This window comes from Paenibacillus sediminis, from assembly GCF_017873765.1.
GTDB lineage: Bacteria > Bacillota > Bacilli > Paenibacillales > Paenibacillaceae > Paenibacillus_AG > Paenibacillus_AG sediminis.
This window is the reverse complement of record NZ_JAGGKP010000013.1, coordinates 40516-63576: the sequence shown is the minus strand read 5'-3', so window position 1 is coordinate 63576 and position 23061 is coordinate 40516. Positions and strand designations below refer to the sequence as shown.

Sequence of the window (23061 nt, the reverse complement as noted above, 5' to 3'; positions counted from 1 at the left end):
TTCGTCCTGAGCCAGGATCAAACTCTCCATTAAATTAGAAGAGCGATTAGCTCATTTTGAATCAAACTGACGAGAACATTTCGTTCTCTATTTTTGAATTTCACCGAAGTGAAATTCACTCACTCGTTGTTCAGTTTTCAAAGATCAAACTCACTTTTCGTTACTTGCTGAGTTATCAGCAGCAACTCTTATATATTATCATGTCCGAGCCGTTTTTGCAAGTACTTTTTTTAAATTCTTTTTCGTTACTTGCTACCACTTATTCTGACGAACAAGTCGCTTGTTATCGGCTGGATTTATAATGTATCATAGATTTGTTTCGTTAATCAATATATAAATTATTCCAATTGTAATTCTGGATTTGACAATAAAAAAAGAGTAAGTAGTTATCCTTACTCTTATCTATGTTTAGTTTTTAAGCCATGGATTATGACGACCTGTTTTTGTTTTGGATCGACGATCTTTTTTCTGCGTTTTATTTCTTGATGATGGTGATGAACTCTTCGCATTTTTATTTTTAATGGTATTCAAAATGTTAACTTGTTTCTCCTGTTCCGATACAGGCTCCGTTTGCGCTTCAGAAACAGATTGAGTAGATGCCTCAGCTCCAGTTCCATCTATATATCTTGAAGGGTCCTCTGCAACTGTTTCCACAAATGCATTTTGGACTTGGATTGGCCCCTGTTCTCTGCCGCCGCAACCGCAATCGTCTTGTACTCCATAAGGTATATAGCTCATAGGCTGGTTAGCAGCATATTGAGGCATCATTAGACTCGGCTGCGGCATTCCATAGTGAGTTGCGACATGTGCATAGTGCATTTCATAAGGAACGTTTTCAGCGCCTGCATACGGTACGGCACCATAGCCGTGCATATGCATATCGTGCGTTCCTCCATAAATATTTGGAACACCATGGTTACTAGCACCATAATAACTTGGGTTTACTCCAAACGGATAGTCGGACGACCCTTCATAAACGTGATCTGCTTTTCCTGGGTGAGATGTATATTCACCAGATTCATACACATGTGCAACATTATAATACGGATTATGTTCGTATGGCACATTTGGTTCATTAGCCATTATATGTTGAACAGGATAGGATGGCGGGCATGGATAAGACATCATCGATGGAGCACCGGGATAACTCATATGTTCTTTCGGCATGTTTACATTCGAAATGTTCTCGATGTTCTCAATATTCTCGTACTTATATGGTGATATAACTTCATGTGCTGGTGCAGAATATTGAGCAAATAAATCATGTGAAGGCTCTTCTTTAACAAAAGTTGGTTCTGTTTTGGTTTCGACAGGGAGAACGTATACGTTCGTTGTTTCTTTATAAAATTCAATCTCTGGGAAGATTGGTTTCATCGGAGCTTGCACATTAGGTAAATTAGGTAATTGAAGTTCGGTCATTGGTTCAATTGGCTTGGTCATTTCCTCTTTCGGTCCTGTATATTTCTTACCTGTTTGAACTTGATCTTGTGAATACCCGTGGACATTGTCATCTACATTCATCGTACTCTGACTATGATGGACATTAGGAATGTTGACGACCTCACCATCGAGCAACGCATTTGGATTTTTTAATTGAGGATTAGCATTAATCATATCTTTTAATGACACACCCCAAGCTTTAGACAACTTCCAAAGTGTATCCCCCTGCTTCACAACATGTTTGTGAATGATCGAATAGTGATTTGCTACAGCTACTGCTTCCGATGGTATTTTCACCTTCATGCCAATGGACAGCTGGTCAGGATTCGATATTTGCGGATTGATGTCAATCAATTTTTGCAAGGGCACTTGATACTTTTGAGAAAGTTTAAACAAAGTATCGCCCTTTTTTACAATGTGTATTTTCACGTGACAAAAACCTCCCATACTTCTTTTAGGGCATAACACGCGCCCGTCATCCGTTACTACATCGTATGCAGAAAATAGGCTTTTGACATCTCTAATGCAAAAAAAGCGCAAAAAATCCTTTCAGTATGAACTGAAAGGATTTTAAGATTAGCTGTTAATTTTCGAGTTCTTCATATGTAAAACTTGGATAGCAACCTAATACTCTAACCTGACAACCCAATGCTTCAATTTCTTCAATAGCAGCAGGCAACAACACGGACTCCATTGACTCTAGAACATCGATATAAAAATAGTAATTGCCCAGCTTCTTCTTCGTCGGCCTCGACTCAATACGCGACAAGTTGATTCTGCGCCACGCAAAAGCGGATAGAACTTGATGCAGAGCCCCCGGAAAATCCTCGGGAAGAGACACTAGAATGCTCGTCTTCCATTGCGTGGCAGACTTGCTGAGCTGCAATTTTTCAGGTCCAATCAATACAAATCGCGTAAAATTGTTAGAATGATCAGTAACTCTACGAGCTAGTATGTCGAGACCATATTTCGCAGCTCCCAAAGTTGTTCCGATTGCAGCCCAACCTTTACCTTGGTTATTTCGCACCTGTTCAATGGCTTCGACCGTACTATTGACGCTCTCTTGTTCTGCAGCCGGTGTATACTTTTTAATGAATTGCTGACACTGCGCCATTGCCACGGGATGAGATAATACTTTCGTAATTTTGGACAAATCAATTTCGCCGTCTTTATCCATGAACTCTTCGCGTGTTCCTATTAAATTTTGAATCGAAGGATATACCCACTCCACTTGCATAGGAAGATTCACTTCATGAACAAGCCAGTCCATATGCAAACTAACTGAGCCTTCAATGGTATTCTCTATCGGAATGACACTGTAGTCACTTTTGCCATTTACAGTTGACAAGAACACATCAGAAATAAGTTTATAATACTGCAGCTGCACAGGTTCGTTGCCAAATAAATAGGAGACGGCTTCATGTGATACCGTACCTTCAGGCAATAGAGCTATTCGTTTCATGCGTTTACTTCCCCTTTTATCATTTCCACAAATGAACAAGATTCGGAATCAGAAAGGACGACAACTCCTTCTGAACTCGGGTTAAGCCAGAGCGATTTAGCAGGCACACCTTTCTGTTTCATCGTGTTCAGTAAATGTCTCTCCAATTGTCCTTTCAGACTCTCATCTCGATCTACAAGAGCCAGCATCGTAGGTCCCGCTCCGCTTAAAGCAATTCCTAGCGCTCCAAATTCCGTTGCTTCTTCTAAAATTTGCTCCATTCCAGGAATGAGCGATGCACGGTACGGCTGATGAAGCCGGTCACGCATTGCTGAGGCAATGAGATCAAGTCTTCCGCTTAACAGCGCTGCAACGAGCAGTGATGAACGGCTAATGTTGAATATAGCATCTTGAAGTGAAATGTGCTGCGGCAACACATCACGAGCCTTCGATGTTGGCAACTGAAAGTCAGGAATGACAACGAGGACTTCTAATTGTTGCGGCGGTTCAATTCGTACGTAATCAGCATGAATACCGTCCCAAGTTGCTGTAATAATGCCTCCAAACAAAGAAGCTCCAACATTATCAGGATGCCCCTCCAACGATGTCGCCATGTCAAACATTCGTTCTTTAGTAAGCGGCGACCCAATCAGAGCATTGGCAGCATATAAGCCACCGATAATTGCACTCGCACTGCTGCCAAGCCCGCGGGTAAAAGGAATATCGGAATACATGGAAATTTCGAGTTCAGGTACAGATACACCCGCTTCATCAAATACCATTTGTGCCACTTTATAAACTAAGTTCTTCTTATCTGCAGCAACATCTTTCAATTCATCGCCGTACAAGTGAAAAGTTGTCGTATCTGCAGCTCTCATCTCAATCCAAGCATACAAATCCAGCGCCATTCCGAGCGTATCAAATCCCGGACCTAAATTCGCTGTACTTGCAGGGACTCTCACTCGAACAGCATCCCGCCTACTCATACCGCAGCTCCTTCAAGCTTAGCGATGGCCTCCATAACGGCGTCTTCCGTATCTTTCACAACGAGCGGCTCTTGCCCAATACTCTTAATCGCAATGTTAGGGTCTTTAAGGCCATGGCCAGTAAGCACACACACTACCGTCTCTCCGCCTTTAAAGAATCCTTCACGTTTCAATTTGTAGACACCTGCGACAGATGCCGCAGAAGCCGGTTCTGCAAAAATCCCTTCTCTCGCTGCGATTGTACGGTAAGCTGTCAAAATTTCTTCATCCGTTACGTAATTGATTTGCCCCCCGGACTCCTCAGCAGCAGCGACCGCTGTTTTCCAGCTGGCAGGGTTACCGATACGAATCGCAGTAGCAACTGTCTCCGGTTCTTTAATCGGCTCACCTTTGACGATCGCCATTGCCCCCTCAGCTTCAAAGCCAACCATTTTGGGAAGAGTAGAAGCTTTACCTGCGTTATAGTATTCTTTAAAACCTTTCCAGTATGCTGAAATATTACCGGCATTTCCTACAGGAATGGCAAGAACGTCAGGTGCTTTTCCAAGCTGATCGACAACTTCGAAAGCTGCAGTCTTCTGCCCTTCAATTCGATATGGGTTGACGGAATTCACTAATGTGATTGGATGTTTTGCCGTAATTTCGCGCACAATTTCTAGCGCACGGTCAAAGTTACCTTCAATGGCAATAACCTTTGCACCGTAAATCATAGCCTGTGCTAATTTGCCAAGCGCAATATTGTTATTAGGAATGAGAACGATACAATTCAAACCGCCCCGTGCCGCATAAGCCGCCGCAGCAGCAGAGGTATTACCAGTAGAAGCACACATAATCGTTCGGCTGCCTTCTTCCATCGCCTTAGCAACAGCCATCACCATACCTCGGTCTTTGAATGAACCGGTCGGATTTAGACCCTCATATTTAAAATAGAGATCGAGTCCAAGCTCTTTAGATAGATTCTCGGCACGAACTAGAGGCGTGTTGCCTTCTTGAAGCGTCAGCAGCGGAGTATTTTCATTCATCGGCAAATATTGTTTGTAGGTTTGCAGTAGTCCTTCGTATCTCATCTGAATAACTCCTTTATTGGTAAATTATCCTTCTACACGGTATACACTTTTAATTCGGCGGATGACACTTAAGTTCTCAAAATGTTTAAGTACTTTATCCATACTCGCTTTGCTTGCGTCATGTGTGATGATGATGATTTCTGCATCTGGATTATCTGGATTCGGCTGCTGTACGACCGATGCTAGACTGACCTCGTATTCAGCAAAAATTTGTGTAATTTGCGCAAGTACGCCCGCTTTATCATCGACGTGCAGGAGCAAAAAGTATTTGTAAACAATTTGCTCATCCGTTTTCAGTTTTTTCGTCTTATAAGGAATAATCGCTTTCAGCCCATTCACACCAAGTTTTAAGTTCTTCACTACGGCAACCAAATCAGCAACAACAGAAGTCGCTGTAGGCATTTCTCCTGCGCCGGCACCGTAGAACATCGTTTCTCCTACGGCTTCACCATATACGTAGACTGCATTGAAAACACCATTAACTGAAGCAATCGGGTGACTTTGTTTCACCATCGTCGGCTGTACGCTGATCGTAATTTCATCATCTTGCCGTTCAGCAATCCCTAACAGCTTCATCTCATAACCAAGCCGCTTCGCATAGGCAATATCCTCTTTGGTCACTTGTGAAATGCCACGAACGCTAACATCAGACAGTTCAACATCTGTTCGAAAGCCTAGACTTCCTAGAATGGCCATTTTTCTAGCAGCATCTAACCCTTCAACGTCCGATGTCGGATCTGCTTCTGCATAACCAAGTTGTTGGGCTTCTCTTAACACTTCATCATAAGAAGCGCCTTCTCTGCTCATTTTCGTTAAAATGTAGTTCGTCGTGCCATTTACGATCCCCATAATCTTCATAATACGATCTGATGAAAAGCCTTCAATCAGCGTTCGAATAATAGGAATCCCGCCAGCAACACTTGCCTCATAAAATACATCGCACTGTTTCTCTTGGGCTTTAGCCAAAATTTCGGCGCCATGTAAAGCCATTAAATCTTTATTCGCAGTGACGATATGTTTGCCGCGGTCCAAAGCTTCCAGTAAGTATTCTTTGGTTGAATCAATTCCGCCCATCACTTCAACGATGACATCGATCTCTGGATCACGAATCACATCCCAAGGATCGTCTGTTAATTTACTATGGTCCACAGCGATATTTCGTAATTTATCTATATTTCGAACTGCGATTTTCTCAATGACGATCGGTGAACCTACTTGGCTGCTCAAATCCTCTTGATGACCTTCTACAATACGGACTACCCCAGTTCCCACAGTTCCGAGTCCCAATAATCCAACTTTTACCGGCTTCATTTCCGTCCCCCTCCTATGAGTTATGTATAAGCAGCTTTATCCTTGACCCACCATGCTGACCCGTATTACGCCAGCAGCATTTTGGAGTGCGCTTAGCAATTGTCCGAGTTCCTCTGTAAGCCACGATGTCTCTACTGAAATAACAACGTTGGCACGTCCCTGTAAAGGAATGCTCTGATGGATGGTAAGCACATTGCCTCCATAATCAGCTACAAGGGCCAGAACTTTGGACAATATACCAGATCGATGTTCGAGGTCGATAGATATCGTTACGATGCGGTCACGGTCCAGTTGATTTAGAGGATGGATACCGTCCTTATATTTATAAAAAGCACTACGACTTAGACCGACTTGCTCAACAGCCTCATGCACAGTCTTAACATCTCCAGCAGCAAGAAGCTGCTTGACGTACATTGTTTTTACAATGGCTTCTGGCAAAATATCTTCGCGGACCACATAATAGCGTTCCTTCACAATCGTCCTCCTCATAAAGACTTATGTTTTTATATAGTGGACATTATAACTTACACCTGCCACCCAGGGCAATAGATTTTCATCTAATAAAAAATGAATATACAAAAAAACCGCAGAAGGTCTGTAATTGACCTATCCACGGTTCATTCTTAATAATAACTGCTTCCTTCAACAAATTCGAACTCAAAATCACCGATGCGCACAATTGTGCCATCCTCAGCACCGCGTTTCCGAAGTTCTTCATCAACGCCCATACGGCGAAGCGTACGTGCTAGACGTAAAATGGCATCATGAGAATTAAGCTGCATCCGTTTCATCATCCGTTCGATATACGGACTTTCAACGACATACACTTCATTATCACGGACGATTCTGAATCCTTCGTCTTCTTTTTTATCAAGCTTATAAACTTTACGTTCAGACACTTCTGTCACTTCATCCACAAGCGGCGCTTCTGGAATTTGATCGAGCAAATCCGCCGCGCGATATATAAGTTCTTGTACACCTTGACGAGTTAAAGAGGAAATCGGCATAATCTCGATATCCGGGCGAACTTCTTTCACCTGCTCGCGGAACTTCATCAAATGTTCCTCTGCCTCAGGCATGTCCATCTTGTTCGCTGCAACAATTTGTGGACGCTCCGCTAAAGTCTCATTATACAGCTTGAGCTCATCATTAATTTTGACCCAATCCTCAAAAGGATCGCGCCCTTCAGAACCAGCCATATCTACTACGTGAATAATGATGCGTGTCCGCTCTACATGGCGCAAAAACTCATGTCCGAGTCCTACTCCTTCATGGGCTCCTTCAATAAGTCCTGGAAGGTCAGCCATAACAAAGCTTCGGCCGTCTCCAACCTCAACCACTCCTAAGTTAGGTGTAATCGTGGTGAAATGATAGGCGCCAATTTTCGGCTTAGCTCCGGACACAACAGATAACAGCGTCGATTTACCCACGCTAGGGAAACCAACCAGACCCACATCTGCCATTACCTTAAGCTCAAGAACAATATACCGTTCTTCGCCTTCTTCACCATTCTCAGCGAGCTCAGGAGCTGGGTTATTCGGTGTCGCGAACCGGATGTTGCCTCGTCCTCCTCGGCCCCCTCTAGCTACGACCACCTGTTGACCATGACGAGTCAAATCAGCGAGCACTTCCTGTGTATCATCATCAATGATGACAGTTCCAGGTGGAATGCGTACGATCATATTTTCGGCATTCGCACCGTTCTGGCTTTTATTGCGGCCTTTCTCTCCGCGCTTCGCTTTAAAGTGACGTTGATAGCGGAAATCCATCAGCGTACGCAATCCTTCATCTACTTGAAAAATAACGTCGCCGCCCTTTCCTCCATCGCCGCCTGCTGGTCCCCCTTCGGGAACATATTTTTCACGTCGGAACGCAACGAGACCATCGCCTCCATCGCCGCCCTTTACATATATTTTAGCTTTATCTACAAACATGGCTTCACCTCTATTCAAATTTTCACCGGTACGCGCAATTGAAACGAGGCGCTATGTGGATGAAGCTGCTCCGCTTTTATTCTTTTGCCCTGCACCACTTGATCAATTTGCTTACTTAGAACGCCCGAATCTTCACCAGAAGCATTGCAATCAAACTTGATAATAACCTCATTATTTAATGCGGTAAAGGTCATCGTAAGCCGAAGATCCTCTTCCCACGATTGTCTTGCGGTGAATTGATACGCCCTAATCATATCTATAATTGCCTGAGTCAATTGTTCTTCACGCTCAGCCGTTAGTTTATCTCTTAAATCCAAATCATCGTCCATCCGTATATCTAATTGCAGTGTGCTGCCCGATGCACGAAACGATTGCAAATAAAAAACAAGAGAAGGAATGCCGAGCTTGGAAATTTTACTTTCCACAGTCATCTGTTCTTTTATTCTTTCCACACAGCCCGCAAGTTTATCAACCTTACCAAGTTTTATATATCCGTATAATATTTGAAGTTCATTCATCCAATCATGACGATGATGGCCCAGTGTCTTAATCGATGTGCGTTGTATCGCTGCGATGTTCCGTTTGTTCTCTCGTTCATAGTATCTACGCATGAATGACAAACAAAAAGCAAATACGCCTGTCATCCAAATGAATAAGATTACGTACGCAAGAGTCGATCTTACAGCAAATGCGAAAAGCAAAGGAATTAATACCGATACGATTGCTATTCCCGGTATCCTGTTCCAAAAACTCATAGCTTCTCCCCGTTCCCTATTCTCAAATTGGATATTTTAACCACCAATCAGTATAACACAGGAAGTCTCTTTCGTTCACTATAGAACTACAGAAAAGCCCTCGGCATGAATGCCGAGGGCTTCAATACTTTTAATGAAAAGCCATTACGCTTCTACTGTTGCTGCTACTGGAGCAGCATCAACCGGGTAGACGCTCACTTTTTTGCGATCGCGACCCCAACGTTCGAATTTCACAACACCGTCCACTTTCGCGAACAAAGTGTCGTCTTTACCGATGCCTACGTTAGTGCCCGGATGAATTTTCGTTCCGCGTTGACGAACCAAGATGCTTCCGCCAGTTACGACTTGACCGTCAGCACGTTTAACGCCAAGACGTTTAGCGATACTGTCGCGTCCGTTCTTTGTGGAACCAACACCTTTTTTCGATGCGAACAATTGAAGATTCAATTTTAACATGTTGTCTACCTCCTTCTTTAAGTAGTTTGTTCTTTTATTTGTATATACTTACCGTACGATTCTTCAATACTGCGAAGCATGACTACCATCGATTCCAGCAGCAGTTGAACTTGATCAGAAGTGTGAGCATCTTGAATTCGCGGCACAGAACCGCTCAAGAAACCGTTCTTCATCTTCGCGTTCAATACAGTCCCCGTTAATGCCTCGATGGAATTAACCGTTCCGACCGTCACTGCTGATATACCAGCACAGACGATATCTTCTCCGGCAATCGCATAACCAGCATGCCCTTCGATCTGAAAGCTGCGAATCTTGCCATCCTGATTGCGTAAAATGTGTACGACGATCATATCGCACCTGCTTACGCTTGGATTTTCTCAATAGTCACTTTAGTGTAAGGTTGACGATGACCTTGTTTTACATGGTAGTTCTTTTTAGGTTTGTATTTGTATACAACAACCTTCTGACCTTTGCCATGTTTTTCAACTTTAGCAGTTACGGATGCACCAGAAACTAGTGGTGTACCAGCTACCAAAGCGCCGTCTTTAGAAACTGCCAATACACGGTCGAACGTTACGCTTTCGCCGTCACCTGCATTTAGTTTCTCGATGTACAATACATCGCCCTCTTGAACTTTGTATTGTTTGCCGCCTGTCTCAATAATTGCGTACATTTGCTTGCACCTCCTCATGTCTCAGACTCGCCTAATTCAGGTGACAGACTATTTAAGTCTGCACTTTCATACCCGATCGGAGCGGTTACAGCATGTGCAGCAGTTAAAACAAAACTAAAACACATACTTTAGGATAATAACATACTTGTGTTTAAAAATCAATAATTGTGCCGAAATATGCTTAGTTATCGTTGTGAGAGGAAGGATCCGGTTTCTTCGCGCACTTTTTTACGAGTCATTTCAAGAAGTCCAAGCTTCGTCCAACCGACCACATGACTTTTCGTACGATCCTTCTTCATCATTTGCTCAAGCAATTCGACAATTTCATTTCTGTGCTTCTCCAGCTCCATATCAATAAAATCAACGATAATAATCCCGCCGACATCGCGTAGTCTAATGAGTCTCGCAATTTCTGCAGCAGCTTGAAGATTAGTCTGGAATACCGTCTCCTCCAAATTATCTCCACCTGTGAACTTCCCTGTATTCACATCGATGACAGTAAGTGCTTCTGTCTGATCCCATACAATATATCCGCCGCTTGGGAGCCAAACTTTCCGCTGCAAATCTTTTTCAAGCGCGGCTTGAACCCCGTATGTTATAAAAATAGGCTCATCTTGTTGATAGACCGCAATTTTAGGGTTCGCTTCAGGTATCATCGCTTGCAAGAAAGCTGCTGCTTCTTCAGCCTGTACCTTATTATCGAGTATCAGCTCATCAGTATAAGGAGTATACGCATCTCTGATCAGCCTTTGCAGCATACTCAAATCTTGATGAAGCCTGGCAGGGGATATGCTGGACTCGGCCAGCTGCAAAATATTGAACCATTGCTTGCGAAGCAAATCTAGATCCGCGGCTATCAAATGGCTATGTACGTCTTCCGTTAACGTTCGGAATATGAGACCTTCTCCATCATGCCGGAGTTCCTCACCCAATTGCTTCAGACGATACCGTTCACTCTCTCGTTCGATTTTTTTGGATACGGCGACGTAATCAGCGTAAGGCATATAGACGATCCATCTGCCTGGCAAAGAATAATGGGTCGTTACACGGGCCCCCTTCGTACCAAGCGGCTCCTTGGCAATTTGAACAATAATGTCTTGTCCGACATGGAGCAACTGTGTAATTGACGGTTTCACTTTAGGCTGCTTCTCCAAATGAGGAGGAAGCACATCATCGATGTACAGAAAAGCATTTTTCTTCTGTCCAATATCGACAAAAGCAGCTTGCATGCCGGGCAACACATTAACAACACGAGCTTTAAAAAAACTGCCCACAAGCCCGCCTCCCTGTGAGCGCTCAGTAGCAAACTCCACAAGTTTCCCATTCTCCATCAGCGCCATTTGAGTCACATCCGGCTGACAGTGAACAATCATCTGCTTCATGGCTTCACCTCTGTAGAAGTCATTTTATCGATTTTACCATGAACTCCTTTATCTACGAACTTCGCATTTATCCGTTACGCTTAATCGGGCAGCCGCACTTCAAGTGAAGCTAAGGTTTGCGATTAGCAGCAAAAAAGGAATCAATAATTTTCTGCTCTGGTAAAACGGTCAATATTTGGCCACGATTGTTCATGATATAAATGAGATGGTACTTCTCTCTCATAAATAAACGCATAATCCCTTCTAAAGGTTTCGCCGCGTCCGCAATAATTGGCTGAGCTAATGCCCCCTCTTGCAAATGTCTTGCAAATACCGTATCTCTATTCATAAGAAAACGAAAAAATCGATATGGAACGTTCCGATAATCGATCACATTCGAATAAAGTAGAAATATACCAATCATTAATAAATTAAGCTGCACCATCCCTTGCTCAAATAGAAGAGGCCTCACCGCATTAAGTATAACCAGCGTACTAAACAAGACGCTTATCCTTCCATTCCAAAGTAACGTCTTATGGTAAGGTAAAACGGTGCTGATTAGCGCTTGAATCACTTTACCTCCGTCAAGCGGCAAAATTGGCAGCAGATTAAAGAGCGCAATCATCATATTACCTTGGATAATGTAATCTAAAAATGCAGCATCGCCCACACCAAATGAACGAAGTACAAGAGCCGAAGCAATCATAACTGCATTTTGAAACGGACCCGCCAGCGCAATGACAATCTCACGAAGCACCGTCAACTTCGATGTATCATCCATGATGGCAACACCGCCGAAAGGCAGCATTTGAATCGAAATGACCCGAATACCAAACAAGTAGGCAGCAGCCACGTGACCAAGCTCATGAATAAATACGATCACGAATAAGGTGATCAGTTCTATAAAGTGACCTGTAAAAACAGAAAAGATCATGACTATAACAAAAAGCGGATGAAGTGAGATTGAGATGCCTAACCATCTAGTCAAAAGGAATCACTTCCGCTGGATCAATATACTGCTCGTCTTTTAAGATGGCCAAAAAAAGCGTCGTTTGTTTGTCAGGAGAGGATACTTCTGCAAGCTCTCCGATGATGTCGCCTCCCTCCACCCAATCGTTGACCTGTACAACAGACTTGCTTAGATTACTATATATAGAAACATATCCATCCGGATGTTGAATTCTCACCGTTTCGCCAGCTTGAGCCGCATGAGAAACTTCAAGAACTCGGCCCGTTTCTATACTTTTCACTCTTGTAACGGCGCTTTGCTGCGTTGGAGCGATTTCAATTCCTCTTAAATTTTCGTCAAAAGATTGCACAATCGTTCCAGACAATGGCGACACAAAGGAACTCGTGCCGTTCACCTTGGTTGCATTTCTATCGTCGCCGTTAAAAATAGAAATGAATGTAGGTGCTCCCCCAAAATGCTCTTCGTACCATACCTCAATTTGCTCAAAATTCATTTCTTGCGTCAACGCTTGTAAAACAAAGGCTTTTACGCGGACCGACCATGGTGAGTTGATATCGTTCATTGACCATAGCAAACCGAAAATAATCGCACTAATGAGCGTTCGAAGCAAAAATGATTTTATGAACGAGGGCGGTTGATGTGCATCTGAACCGCCTTGTTCATTCCACTTGCCTCTTTCACGTTTCCAAAGCACCTCTGGGTCCAGTTCCTCATAATCGTTATGAAGCACCCCTCTGCTAACCGTCGGTAACATTTTAGTGTTCATACTTTCTTGGTTAAGGCGGGGTTGGTCAAATCGGGCGAATCTCGAATTAGACTGCTCTTCGGTGAGCAGCTGCTCAATTCTTCGTTCTCTGCGCTGCTTAATATTTGATTTAATATCCATCAGCTTCATTCCCCTTTGCGAGGCTTGTTCTACTTACATGTTATGAAGGGAATAAGCAGAATATGAACAAGCTCTAGGCAACAAAAAAAACCAGGCTGTAATAGCACCGGTTCAATCTGTTTTAACCTCATATTTCTCTTGATGCACTTTAATACTGAGTACAATGCCTATACTGAGCATATTTAAAAGCAAGGAAGTTCCGCCATAGCTGATGAAAGGAAGTGTAATGCCTGTAATCGGCATCAGACCGATCATCATTCCTACGTTTTGGAAAATTTGAAATACGAACATCGTAATAATTCCGACAATGATATAAGCTCCTCGCCTGTCATAGCAATCGAGCGCAATGATAATCATACGATAAATGAGTAAAAAATAGAGCAGCAATAGCACCGATCCGCCGATAAAACCAAACTCTTCACCAACAACGACAAAAATGGAATCTGAATAAGGATACGGCACGAACTTTTTATTTTTCAGTGCTCCGTTCATATATCCATCGCCTGTCATACCGCCTGAACCTATAGCAATACGCGCATATTCTGATTGGTGTTTATCGTCTTTAGACGCATTACCAGGATCAACAAATGTATTTATACGTTGATACCAATGGAGCTTATTATGTGATGTTAAATACTCCTTAATAGGTTCATTAAATGCCGTAAACAAGGCGACGACGGCGATAAGCAGAGCGACAATAACAGTCATACCAATCATGACGTGACGGTATTTCATATTGCCAATCCACAGCATCCCTACTAGAATGACCAAATAAATAATGGCATTACCGAGGTCGGGCTCAATGAGCACGAGCAAGAATGGCAATAGAACCTGGCTTGCAATCGGAAGAACGTCTTTGCGAAATTGCAATGGAGCTCCGAACCGCTTCCCTAATTGACAAGCTGTAGTTAAGATAATCACGATTTTAACCATTTCCGCTGGCTGAAATTGAATTCCGCCTGGAAGAACAAACCATCCTCTGGCACCATTGATTTTAGCACCTGCGACAAAAACGAGCACAAGCAAAATGACACCAATCGCATATAAATACCAACTTTTTTTAAGCAGCGCACGATAATCAGTATATGCCATAGCAAACATGACAATAAAGCCGATGACAAAAAACAAGATTGTCTTGATGTCATAACCGGTAAACTTCGGAGTCGGAGCGATGGCACTACGAACAAAAAGGGTACTCAGCACCATGAAAACAGCCATGATGCTGATCACCCCTAGATCCATACGTTTTAATTTGTTAAGCACTTCATATCAACTCATTCCAAAAAACTTCTTCATACGTGTAAGTACACTCTTCTTCTGATCGAGCAACATTAAAGGCACCGTATCACCTAGAATACGTCTTGCAATGTTACGATAAGCCATAGCCGCCTTCGAATCAGGATTCATTACCGTAGGCTCGCCTAAATTAGCTGCTCTGATGACAAGCTCATCATCAGGCACGATACCAATTAAGTCGATATTAAGTACTTGTAAAATATCATCAATGTCAAGCATATCACCAGAACGAACCATATTCGCGCGAATTCGGTTAACGATGAGTTTCGGTGATTGAATGTGCGAACTTTCAAGCAATCCTACAATTCGGTCAGCGTCCCTGACAGCAGCATTTTCTGGTGTCGTAACGACAATAGCTTGATCCGCACCTGCAATTGCATTTTTGAATCCTTGCTCAATGCCGGCAGGGCAATCAATAATGACGTATTCAAAATCCTTTTTAAGCTCCAAAATAATGTCTTTCATTTGCTCCGGCGTTACGGCATTTTTGTCCTTCGTCTGTGCCGCAGGAAGCATATACAGCTCATCAAAACGTTTGTCTTTGACAAGCGCTTGATTAAGTCTGCACCGTCCATCTGTAACATCAACTAAATCATAAATAATGCGGTTTTCAAGTCCCATGACTACATCCAAGTTGCGCAGCCCGATATCCGTATCGACTAAGCATACCTTTTTCCCTTGCAGCGCAAGCGCGGTACCGATGTTGGCAGACGTAGTAGTCTTGCCGACGCCGCCTTTACCTGAAGTGATGACGATAGCCTCTCCCATGTGCTACACCCCTTTAAACACTTTAAAATCCCGGCCCAAACGAACGATATTCGTTATTTTATCAATTTGCATGACACCATCCAATAAATAAGCATATTCCATGCCGGATTCCCTAGTCTCCCATTCATCGGGCGGTCTGCTAATAATATCAGCAATCCTTAGCTGAGTTGGTGAAAAGTAAGAGGCTGCAATAATTGCTCCTTCATTCCCATCTACCCCTGCATGTGCCATTCCCCTTAACGAACCTAGCACATAGATATCACCGGTGCATATAATTGTTCCGCCAGGATTAACGTCGCCTAAAAAAAGTAAATTTCCCTCATGATGCAGAACTTGACCTGAACGAACCATGCCAATGATTGTAGAAATTTGATCTTTGGAGGAATCCTCTTCTGAGGAAAGCGACTCAACTGATCGGATCAGCAAGTTCCCCTTCTGCTTCAAAACGTCTACAATCAATTGTTTCTCATCTTCGGTCACTAGACGTGATCCGAGTTTCACATCGACATGTATAATTGGACCCGTCAAAATATTTTGGTGACTGTGTTCAAGTTTGTAACGAAGCTCGCTTAGCAGTTCTGTAATATCACACTGATCATCAAGCAGGAAAACCAGGCCATCTTTGATGCCCTTAATCGTCACGTAATTTGATTTTACGGTCATAAGCCTGTCCCTCCCTACTATTCATTTCGTGCCAAGTAAGCAAAGTTCCTGCTTGTACAGGCAAAAAATGAACAGCTGAACTACGCTTTATCCTCTCTTGAAGCTCTCCGTCTTCGATACAGCATCTCTAATTGACGCCGCAATGGAACATAGATCACGAGAGCGAACACAAAATGAATCACTAGGTTTGGAAGCATATGGTCGACAAATGCAAAATCAAAAGACTCGTCTGTTAAATGAAACAAAGTATAAAGTGCATGAAGAATACCGTCGAACAATAAGCTTCCTAATAGCACCACAGTCATCATAACCGGCAACGGCGCTCTTGGTGCCTGAAAAATCAATCCCATCAAATAACTGGACAACCCCATAGCAAACGAATAGGTACCGATAATTTGACCATAGAAAACAACATCATGGATCATACCAAAAATGAGACCAAGAACTAACGCGGTGTGCCTGTGACCATACACAGCAACAAAAAGTATAACGATATAAACTAGATGAGGAACAATTCTCGTCTGCCATGCGTCAGGAACGAGCCAAGGAATAATAGTCCCTTCTATAATAAATAGAATAAATAGCAAAGCCACCAAAATATTTCGACGCATAGCCATTACTCTTTAACCTCCGGTGTGAACACCACAAACAGTTCCTTCCAATCGGAGAAATCAGCAGCTGGCTTAATTTGCGCCGTATTCGTTAGACCAAAGTCGCCAACCTGTCTGCTCACGACCGTTCCTATAACCATCCCTCTTGGGAAAACTCCGCCAATACCTGATGATACGATCGTGTCTCCTTTTTGAAGAGGATCGGTCTCTTTTATTTTGGTCATAATGAATGTTCCGCTTGCCTGATCATAGCTTTCGATCATTCCAAAGCTATCATTTTCTTTTCCTAAAGCTGTTGCAGCAATGGCTTTGGAATTCGGATCTTTAGCATCCATCGAGGTTAACAGTTTTACAGTGGAAGTAAAATTACTCACTTGACTAACAATACCTACCAAACCTTCAGCAGACGTAACAGACATATTCTGCTTCACGCCATCTCGCGCGCCAAGATCAATGACGAGTGTACGGTTGTTCGGATCATTATTAACACTGACAACTTGAGCTATACGATATTCATAATTATATTTATTACGCTGTTCTTCTGTAAAATGAAGATCATTCTTGAGCCGTTCATTCTCTTGCTCAATGTAATTGTATTTAGCTTTGTCACGAGTATAGTGAGCCAAAGCCGTTTTTAATTGTTCATTCTCTTCATATAATGAGCGCAAGGTGCTTATGTCTTCAAAGAAGCCCGCTATATAGCCAGCGGGCCTGTAAAAGACATATTGCACGAAACCGATCGTGTCCCGGGTGAACTTTTCCGGCCAACTCAAAGTCGTTCTAGGACCAATCGTAAAACCCATTAATCCGATGAACAACACGAGTCCCATCAGCAAAATAAATAATCTTTTATTGCCAAGCAGCTTAAACAGTTCCAACACCCTCTAACCTTAACTTTTGTATCCGAATGTAAAATTAACGTTTAGAGCGCATAGCTGAACTGCTTCTGTTTTTAAACAGGTGAATATTTTCGAGAGCTCTGCCTGTTCCAATAGCTACGCAATCTAGCGGATTTTCAGCAACGACAACTGGCATACCAGTTTCATTCGCAAGCAGCTTGTCTAAGTTACGAAGCAGGGCTCCGCCTCCTGTAAGCACAATGCCGCGGTCCATGATGTCAGCTGCAAGTTCTGGCGGACATTTCTCAAGCGTTACTTTCACTGCTTCAACAATTGCATTAACCGTATCTGTCAAAGCTTCAGTAATTTCATCAGAAGTAATCGTAATTGTCTTAGGCAATCCTGTCACTAGATCCCGTCCACGAATTTCCATGGTTTGTACTTGATCAAGGGGCATTGCCGAACCAATTTCCATTTTAAGAAGCTCTGCAGTTCTTTCACCGACCATCAAGTTATATTGACGCTTAATATATTGAATGATGGATTCATCCATTTCATCTCCGGCAACGCGAACAGAACGACTAGTTACAATACCGCCAAGCGAGATAACCGCAACCTCTGTTGTACCTCCACCGATATCTACAACCATGCTTCCTGTCGGTTCCCAAACCGGCAAATCAGCACCGATCGCCGCAGCGAATGGTTCTTCAATCGTATAAGCTTCACGAGCACCTGCTTGTCTTGTTGCATCTTCGACAGCACGCTGTTCTACCGCTGTAATCCCAGATGGTACGCATACCATAACATTCGGATGGCGCGGGAACATAGAACGTTGTTTTTGCGCTTGGCGAATAAAATATTTTAACATTGTTGCAGTCGTATCAAAATCGGCAATAACACCATCTTTCATCGGGCGAATAGCCTGAATATTGCCTGGCGTACGGCCGATCATTTTTTTAGCGGACTCACCAACGGCTTCAATCGTTTTTGTATCTGTGCGCAAAGCAACCACGGATGGTTCTCTGACGACAATTCCTTTTCCGCGAACGAAAACTAACGTATTCGCTGTTCCAAGATCAATCCCTAAGTCTTTTGTAAAGCCACCTAACATGCTGAAATCTCCCTTTCTTTCTCCTCAATCTAGCTTATTATATTATAGATAACCTTGCTCCTTCAAACTGACGAATCCCCCATCACCAATAATAATATGATCCAGTATATCAATTCCGACAATATTCCCTGCTTCCGCTAATCTGCGGGTCAATTGAATATCTTCCGGACTCGGCGCTGGATCTCCACTGGGATGGTTATGAGCACAGACAACAGATGCGCTGCTGCACTTAATAGCTGCTCTGAACACCTCGCGAGGGTGAACAATTGAAGCGTTCAGACTGCCAATGGAAAGCGTCTCTTGAGCAATGATATGGTTTTTCGTGTTCAAAAATAAACAGACGAAATGTTCCTTTTTCAAATAACGAAGCTGCTCCATCAGCACTTCAGCGGCATCATGCGGACTCCTTATCGTCTTCGCCTCTTCGCGTCTTGTCCGAGCAAGACGTTGTCCAAGTTCAATGCCAGCCTTAAGCTGCACAGCTTTAGCAGTACCTATTCCTTTGATTTGAATTAATTCTTCAATGCTTAAATCAACAAGGCCTCGAATGCTGCCTATTTGATTCAAAATTCGGTGGGCTACATGAACTGCTGATTCCTGATGCGTGCCTGTCCGCAGTAAAATGGCTAACAATTCGGCATGGCTGAGCGCACTCGCCCCATACTGCATCATCCGCTCTCTAGGTCGTTCTTCATGGGGGATATCGCGTATTAAATAATTAGGCGACTCCATAAATTACCCTCTTTCCCCTGAAATACGTTACAGGACCTGTACCCCAAACTTTTCAAGCATATCCGTTAGCAGTGAAATTGGCAAGCCGACAACATTGAAGTAACAACCCTCAATCGATTCAACGATTGTCGCGCCAAGTCCCTGAATGGCATATGCACCCGCTTTATCACGCGGTTCTCCGCTTTTCACATAAGAAACAATTTTTGAATGTGACAATGGCTTCATTGTCACGGAAGTTACACGGTGCTCTACTAACGTGTCACCTGTCACACCGTGAATGCAAGCAACTCCTGTAAACACCCTATGTGTTCGTCCTTGTAATGAAGTCAGCATGGAAACAGCTTCATTGTCATCCTTGGGTTTGCCCAATATTCGGCCGTCAAGTTCGACGATCGTATCACTGCCGACAATAACCGCTTCAGGTCTATCTCCCTTGAGCTGATCAAATACCGCTTGTGCCTTGCGCAAGGCAAGCCCTCGCACGACCTGTTCAGGCGTCCAGTCTGAAGGCGTGTCTTCATCGACATGACTCGGCACAATGGTAAAAGGTATTTGCAGAGAAGCAATAAGCTCCTGTCTTCGAGGTGAAGTAGATGCTAATATGAGCTGGTTTAATGGTTTCATTTCCAAGAGGACGTCTCCTTTTGTCTAGTTACAGCCTGCGGTATAGCCAGATGGATGTAATCATCCCGATAATACTTAGCAAGCTCATCTTGAATTGAATGACAATATCATAGTTGATGATGTCTAATTTTGCTGCCGGTGACCATTCGATCATCGTTGATGCAGTAAGAAAAGACAAGGCTGATACAGGCTCAAGCAGCTTTGCAATCCAAGCGCCTAACAGCCAACCAATCAACAAAAATAATACGAGAATACCAGCGTTTTTCTTCATCCTTCTCTTCCCTCGCCATTTTTTGACACCCTAATTATTATACGGGTATTTTGCTGTCAACACAAACAAAAATCCGACAAGGGCAACTATTCCCAGTTTCTTGTCGGATTTTCTCAATATATCCCTATATTGTTTATTCAAACGCCTTTTTTTCTTGCAATATATACTGCATCATAGCATTTTGCACTTCCCACAGATGCGCCTTGGAACTGTTTTTATTAAATTCAGTGATCGATGTTACCGCACTGTTCATCGCTTTCTCCATGAGTTTTCCTGCTTCCCTTTGCTGCTGTGAAAGTCCTTGCTGCCACAAATTAACCGTTTCTGTCCATTTCTGATGCTTATTCACAATTTCATTCATCATACTGCTGGCCAAAGGTTTGGGTGTATTTTCAGCAAGTAATGAAGCGGAAGTACGGCTCAGTACATTTACAAGATCAGCACTTTCTGTGAAAAATGAATTAAACGTATCAGCTTCGCCGCTAAACTGAGCTTCTTTTATTTCAGGGATTTGAATTTCGCGTACATATAAACTTACTCCTTGGGTTTGCAATTGACTGCTAAGCAGCTTTGCCTGTTCACGGTCCGGCGCGACACCTGCATAAACTCTGTTTTCATTATTCAGGTCATTCTGGGCCGCAACTCCCTCATTGGCAAGATCTTCCTTCGCTTGACTAACGCCCTTCTCATTGCTAAACACACCATACTGCAGCATATAGAATGACTGTGCCTGCACATCAACTGGAATTTTCGCAGCAACCCCTGTGCTTGCCTCTAATGCTGAACCTTGCTTATCTGCTGACGTTACAGCAGAATTGTTGCTTTCACCGTTTGGAGTTACTGAAGACACTGGCTTAGGTGCAGGTACCTGCACCTCTCCATTAAAGAGCGAGAGCACGACAAATCCAAACAGAGCTCCAGTGAAAATCGCGCCTATTACTGAGCCAAATACTTTCCACCAAGATGGAGGGCGAGAGGAGCGATAAGAGATCGACACATCGTCTGCATGATGTGTCAGATCAACCATGTCAGGGCGATCGCTTTCACTATCCCAGTCATACTGCTGTGGAGAACGTACCGTCTCAGTGCATATTTCATCAGAATGATTAACATCTTTATCGGAAGAAGGTTCACTGTAGTACTGATATTCGCTATGCTGTTCAAAAGGATCGCTCCAGCCTTCATATAGATCAATCGATCTAGAATGTAATAATGCTGGAGAGGAAGGATCACTTAATGACTGATTTTTTTCCTGAGACATCTCTTCTGCTTGGACTGGGCCTGATTCATTACCAAACCTAAAGGTCATTCTCGCTTTATTCACTGCTTACACGCTCCTTGTCCTTTCTTCTATATTTACGTATATGATAGATTTGAAATAGATATGTTAATCAGATTCCGCCCGGTAAAATAAAAACACGCTTCTCTCAGCCTACCATTAAGGCTTTGAAAAGCGTGTTTTGTATGGTCAGCGTGTTATACGTTCTCCGCAGCGCGCAGACGATTCGCAAGTTGATAGCCAACCTTATAAATATCTCCTGCACCCATTGTTAATACCAAGTCACCCGGTTTTACGCGTTCAATTAAGTCTTCGAAAACCTCTTCTTTCGTTGGTATATAACGAGCGTGTGCATTGCTGTTCTGAACAATCAATTGGGCAAGCCTGGAAGAGTGAACACCCTCAATTTGCTTTTCACCAGCTGGTGAGTAGATGTCCGTGATGATCACTTCATCCGCTTCACCGAAAGCTCGGCTGAAAGCATCAAGCAAGAAAAAGGTACGAGTATAACGCTGAGGCTGGAACACCGCAATAATACGTTTGCCCGTTGCCTTAGCAGCGCTTATAGTTGCTTGAATTTCCGTAGGATGATGTGCGTAATCATCAATGACCAATATATCGTTGATCTCTCCAAGTACTTGAAAACGGCGCTTAGCACCACTAAAGTGCTTAATAGCACCAGCAATTTCTTGGAACGGAATGCCTGCTTCTAGGCAAACAATGACAGTAGCCATTGCATTATATACATTGTGTTTGCCTGGAACGGACAATTCAATCGTTCCCAATTGTTCATTGTGATGGTGCATTGTAAACGATACTTTACGATCGCCCAGTTCAATATTTGAAGCTCTGTAATCTGCGTTAGCCTGAAGCCCATAAGTAATGACATGGCTTTGCACTTGCGGCAATATTGCTTGGACATTATCGTCATCAGCACATACAACCGCTTTACCGTCAGACTTCACTTGATTTAAAAATTGCACGTAGGCTTGCTTCAGTTGATTGAAGTCGCCGCCATAATTTTCAAGATGGTCAGCCTCAATATTCGTAACTACCGCTAAGGAAGGATGATATTGCAGGAACGAACCGTCACTTTCGTCGGCCTCCGCTACAACATATTTCCCTTTCCCTGCTTTTGCGTTAGTACCGATGTTCATAATTTCCCCACCGATAATATAGGTAGGATCGATGCCGCATTCTTCCATAACTAAGGCGATCATCGATGATGTTGTCGTTTTCCCGTGGGCACCTGCTACTGCTACGCCCAATCGTTCATTAAGTAATCGTGCTAACATTTGAGAACGATGAAGAATTGGAATGTTCAGTTGTTCCGCTACAACTCGTTCTACATTATCTTTAGGCAGCGCAGTCGAGTATACAACAAGATCTGCGCCGTGCACATGCTCGGCTGTATGACCGATATAAATTTTGGCTCCTTTTGCAGCCAGCTTCTCTGTAAGCTCTTGGGCAGCAACATCTGATCCAGTTACTGTATATCCCATTTCTAACATAACTCTAGCGATGGCGCTCATCCCATAGCCACCGATACCGATAAAATGTACATGTTGTTTTGATGTATTCAAAAAT

At 43.2% G+C, this 23061-nt stretch carries 25 protein-coding genes and 1 other annotated feature; all 25 genes read right to left on the bottom strand.

Annotated elements, in window-relative coordinates; genetic code table 11:
* Nucleotides 1-408 precede the first annotated feature (408 nt).
* Entirely contained in the window at nt 409-1869 is a 1461-nt protein-coding gene (locus J2Z20_RS15965) for a LysM peptidoglycan-binding domain-containing protein (protein ID WP_209852656.1), read from the bottom strand.
* 154 nt (nt 1870-2023) lie between these two features.
* On the bottom strand, nt 2024-2902 hold the full coding sequence (gene pheA, locus J2Z20_RS15960; RefSeq protein WP_209852653.1) for a prephenate dehydratase: 879 nt from the start codon (nt 2900-2902) through the stop codon (nt 2024-2026).
* Nucleotides 2899-3867, bottom strand: a complete 969-nt coding sequence (thrB, locus tag J2Z20_RS15955; protein ID WP_209852650.1) for a homoserine kinase — start codon at nt 3865-3867, stop codon at nt 2899-2901. The genes pheA and thrB overlap by 4 nt, the downstream gene beginning before the upstream one ends.
* Nucleotides 3864-4934: a threonine synthase gene (gene thrC, locus J2Z20_RS15950; protein WP_209852646.1), complete on the bottom strand. Its 1071-nt coding sequence runs from the start codon at nt 4932-4934 to the stop codon at nt 3864-3866. The genes thrB and thrC overlap by 4 nt, the downstream gene beginning before the upstream one ends.
* A 24-nt stretch (nt 4935-4958) precedes the next feature.
* Complete coding sequence (locus tag J2Z20_RS15945; RefSeq protein ID WP_209852643.1) at nt 4959-6245, bottom strand: homoserine dehydrogenase; 1287 nt, start codon at nt 6243-6245, stop codon at nt 4959-4961.
* Between the two features lie 36 nt (nt 6246-6281).
* Complete coding sequence (locus J2Z20_RS15940; protein ID WP_209852640.1) at nt 6282-6719, bottom strand: ACT domain-containing protein; 438 nt, start codon at nt 6717-6719, stop codon at nt 6282-6284.
* 149 nt (nt 6720-6868) lie between these two features.
* A complete protein-coding gene (gene obgE, locus J2Z20_RS15935; RefSeq protein ID WP_209852638.1) occupies nt 6869-8179 on the bottom strand; it encodes a GTPase ObgE in 1311 nt (436 codons plus the stop codon).
* 14 nt (nt 8180-8193) lie between these two features.
* Nucleotides 8194-8934 carry a Spo0B domain-containing protein gene (locus J2Z20_RS15930; RefSeq protein WP_209852634.1) on the bottom strand — a complete coding sequence of 247 codons (741 nt, stop codon included), beginning with the start codon at nt 8932-8934 and terminating at the stop codon, nt 8194-8196.
* A gap of 144 nt (nt 8935-9078) precedes the next feature.
* A complete protein-coding gene (gene rpmA, locus J2Z20_RS15925) occupies nt 9079-9390 on the bottom strand; it encodes a 50S ribosomal protein L27 (RefSeq protein WP_209852632.1) in 312 nt (103 codons plus the stop codon).
* 17 nt (nt 9391-9407) lie between these two features.
* Nucleotides 9408-9740, bottom strand: coding sequence for a ribosomal-processing cysteine protease Prp (locus J2Z20_RS15920; protein WP_209852629.1), 333 nt, complete (start codon nt 9738-9740; stop codon nt 9408-9410).
* 11 nt (nt 9741-9751) lie between these two features.
* Nucleotides 9752-10063, bottom strand: a complete 312-nt coding sequence (gene rplU / locus J2Z20_RS15915; protein ID WP_209852626.1) for a 50S ribosomal protein L21 — start codon at nt 10061-10063, stop codon at nt 9752-9754.
* 13 nt (nt 10064-10076) lie between these two features.
* Nucleotides 10077-10160 (bottom strand) — a sequence feature (ribosomal protein L21 leader region).
* 88 nt (nt 10161-10248) lie between these two features.
* Nucleotides 10249-11445 carry an Rne/Rng family ribonuclease gene (locus J2Z20_RS15910; protein ID WP_209852624.1) on the bottom strand — a complete coding sequence of 399 codons (1197 nt, stop codon included), beginning with the start codon at nt 11443-11445 and terminating at the stop codon, nt 10249-10251.
* 109 nt (nt 11446-11554) lie between these two features.
* Entirely contained in the window at nt 11555-12412 is an 858-nt protein-coding gene (locus J2Z20_RS15905) for a M50 family metallopeptidase (RefSeq protein ID WP_209852621.1), read from the bottom strand.
* The gene (locus J2Z20_RS15900) at nt 12405-13280 is read right to left on the bottom strand and encodes a M23 family metallopeptidase (RefSeq protein ID WP_209852618.1); all 876 of its coding nucleotides are present in this window, start codon (nt 13278-13280) and stop codon (nt 12405-12407) included. The genes J2Z20_RS15905 and J2Z20_RS15900 overlap by 8 nt, the downstream gene beginning before the upstream one ends.
* Before the next feature lie 111 nt (nt 13281-13391).
* Nucleotides 13392-14543, bottom strand: a complete 1152-nt coding sequence (locus J2Z20_RS15895; protein WP_209852615.1) for an FtsW/RodA/SpoVE family cell cycle protein — start codon at nt 14541-14543, stop codon at nt 13392-13394.
* Nucleotides 14544-14549: 6 nt separating this feature from the next.
* On the bottom strand, nt 14550-15344 hold the full coding sequence (minD, locus tag J2Z20_RS15890; protein WP_209852612.1) for a septum site-determining protein MinD: 795 nt from the start codon (nt 15342-15344) through the stop codon (nt 14550-14552).
* 3 nt (nt 15345-15347) lie between these two features.
* The gene (locus J2Z20_RS15885) at nt 15348-16007 is read right to left on the bottom strand and encodes a septum site-determining protein MinC (RefSeq protein ID WP_209852609.1); all 660 of its coding nucleotides are present in this window, start codon (nt 16005-16007) and stop codon (nt 15348-15350) included.
* An 80-nt stretch (nt 16008-16087) separates the two neighbouring features.
* Nucleotides 16088-16624, bottom strand: coding sequence for a rod shape-determining protein MreD (gene mreD / locus J2Z20_RS15880; RefSeq protein ID WP_209852606.1), 537 nt, complete (start codon nt 16622-16624; stop codon nt 16088-16090).
* Nucleotides 16624-17499, bottom strand: coding sequence for a rod shape-determining protein MreC (gene mreC / locus J2Z20_RS15875; RefSeq protein ID WP_209852603.1), 876 nt, complete (start codon nt 17497-17499; stop codon nt 16624-16626). Before mreC ends, mreD begins: the two co-directional genes overlap by 1 nt.
* Before the next feature lie 34 nt (nt 17500-17533).
* Complete coding sequence (locus J2Z20_RS15870; RefSeq protein ID WP_209852600.1) at nt 17534-18568, bottom strand: rod shape-determining protein; 1035 nt, start codon at nt 18566-18568, stop codon at nt 17534-17536.
* Nucleotides 18569-18610: 42 nt separating this feature from the next.
* Complete coding sequence (gene radC / locus J2Z20_RS15865) at nt 18611-19300, bottom strand: RadC family protein (protein ID WP_209852597.1); 690 nt, start codon at nt 19298-19300, stop codon at nt 18611-18613.
* A gap of 27 nt (nt 19301-19327) precedes the next feature.
* Nucleotides 19328-19924 carry a Maf family protein gene (locus tag J2Z20_RS15860; protein ID WP_209852594.1) on the bottom strand — a complete coding sequence of 199 codons (597 nt, stop codon included), beginning with the start codon at nt 19922-19924 and terminating at the stop codon, nt 19328-19330.
* Between the two features lie 28 nt (nt 19925-19952).
* Entirely contained in the window at nt 19953-20195 is a 243-nt protein-coding gene (locus J2Z20_RS15855) for a DUF4321 domain-containing protein (RefSeq protein WP_209852591.1), read from the bottom strand.
* A 133-nt stretch (nt 20196-20328) separates the two neighbouring features.
* A complete protein-coding gene (locus J2Z20_RS18290; protein WP_209852588.1) occupies nt 20329-21519 on the bottom strand; it encodes an SPOR domain-containing protein in 1191 nt (396 codons plus the stop codon).
* A 152-nt stretch (nt 21520-21671) separates the two neighbouring features.
* Entirely contained in the window at nt 21672-23057 is a 1386-nt protein-coding gene (gene murC / locus J2Z20_RS15845; RefSeq protein ID WP_209852585.1) for a UDP-N-acetylmuramate--L-alanine ligase, read from the bottom strand.
* Nucleotides 23058-23061: the final 4 nt, after the last annotated feature.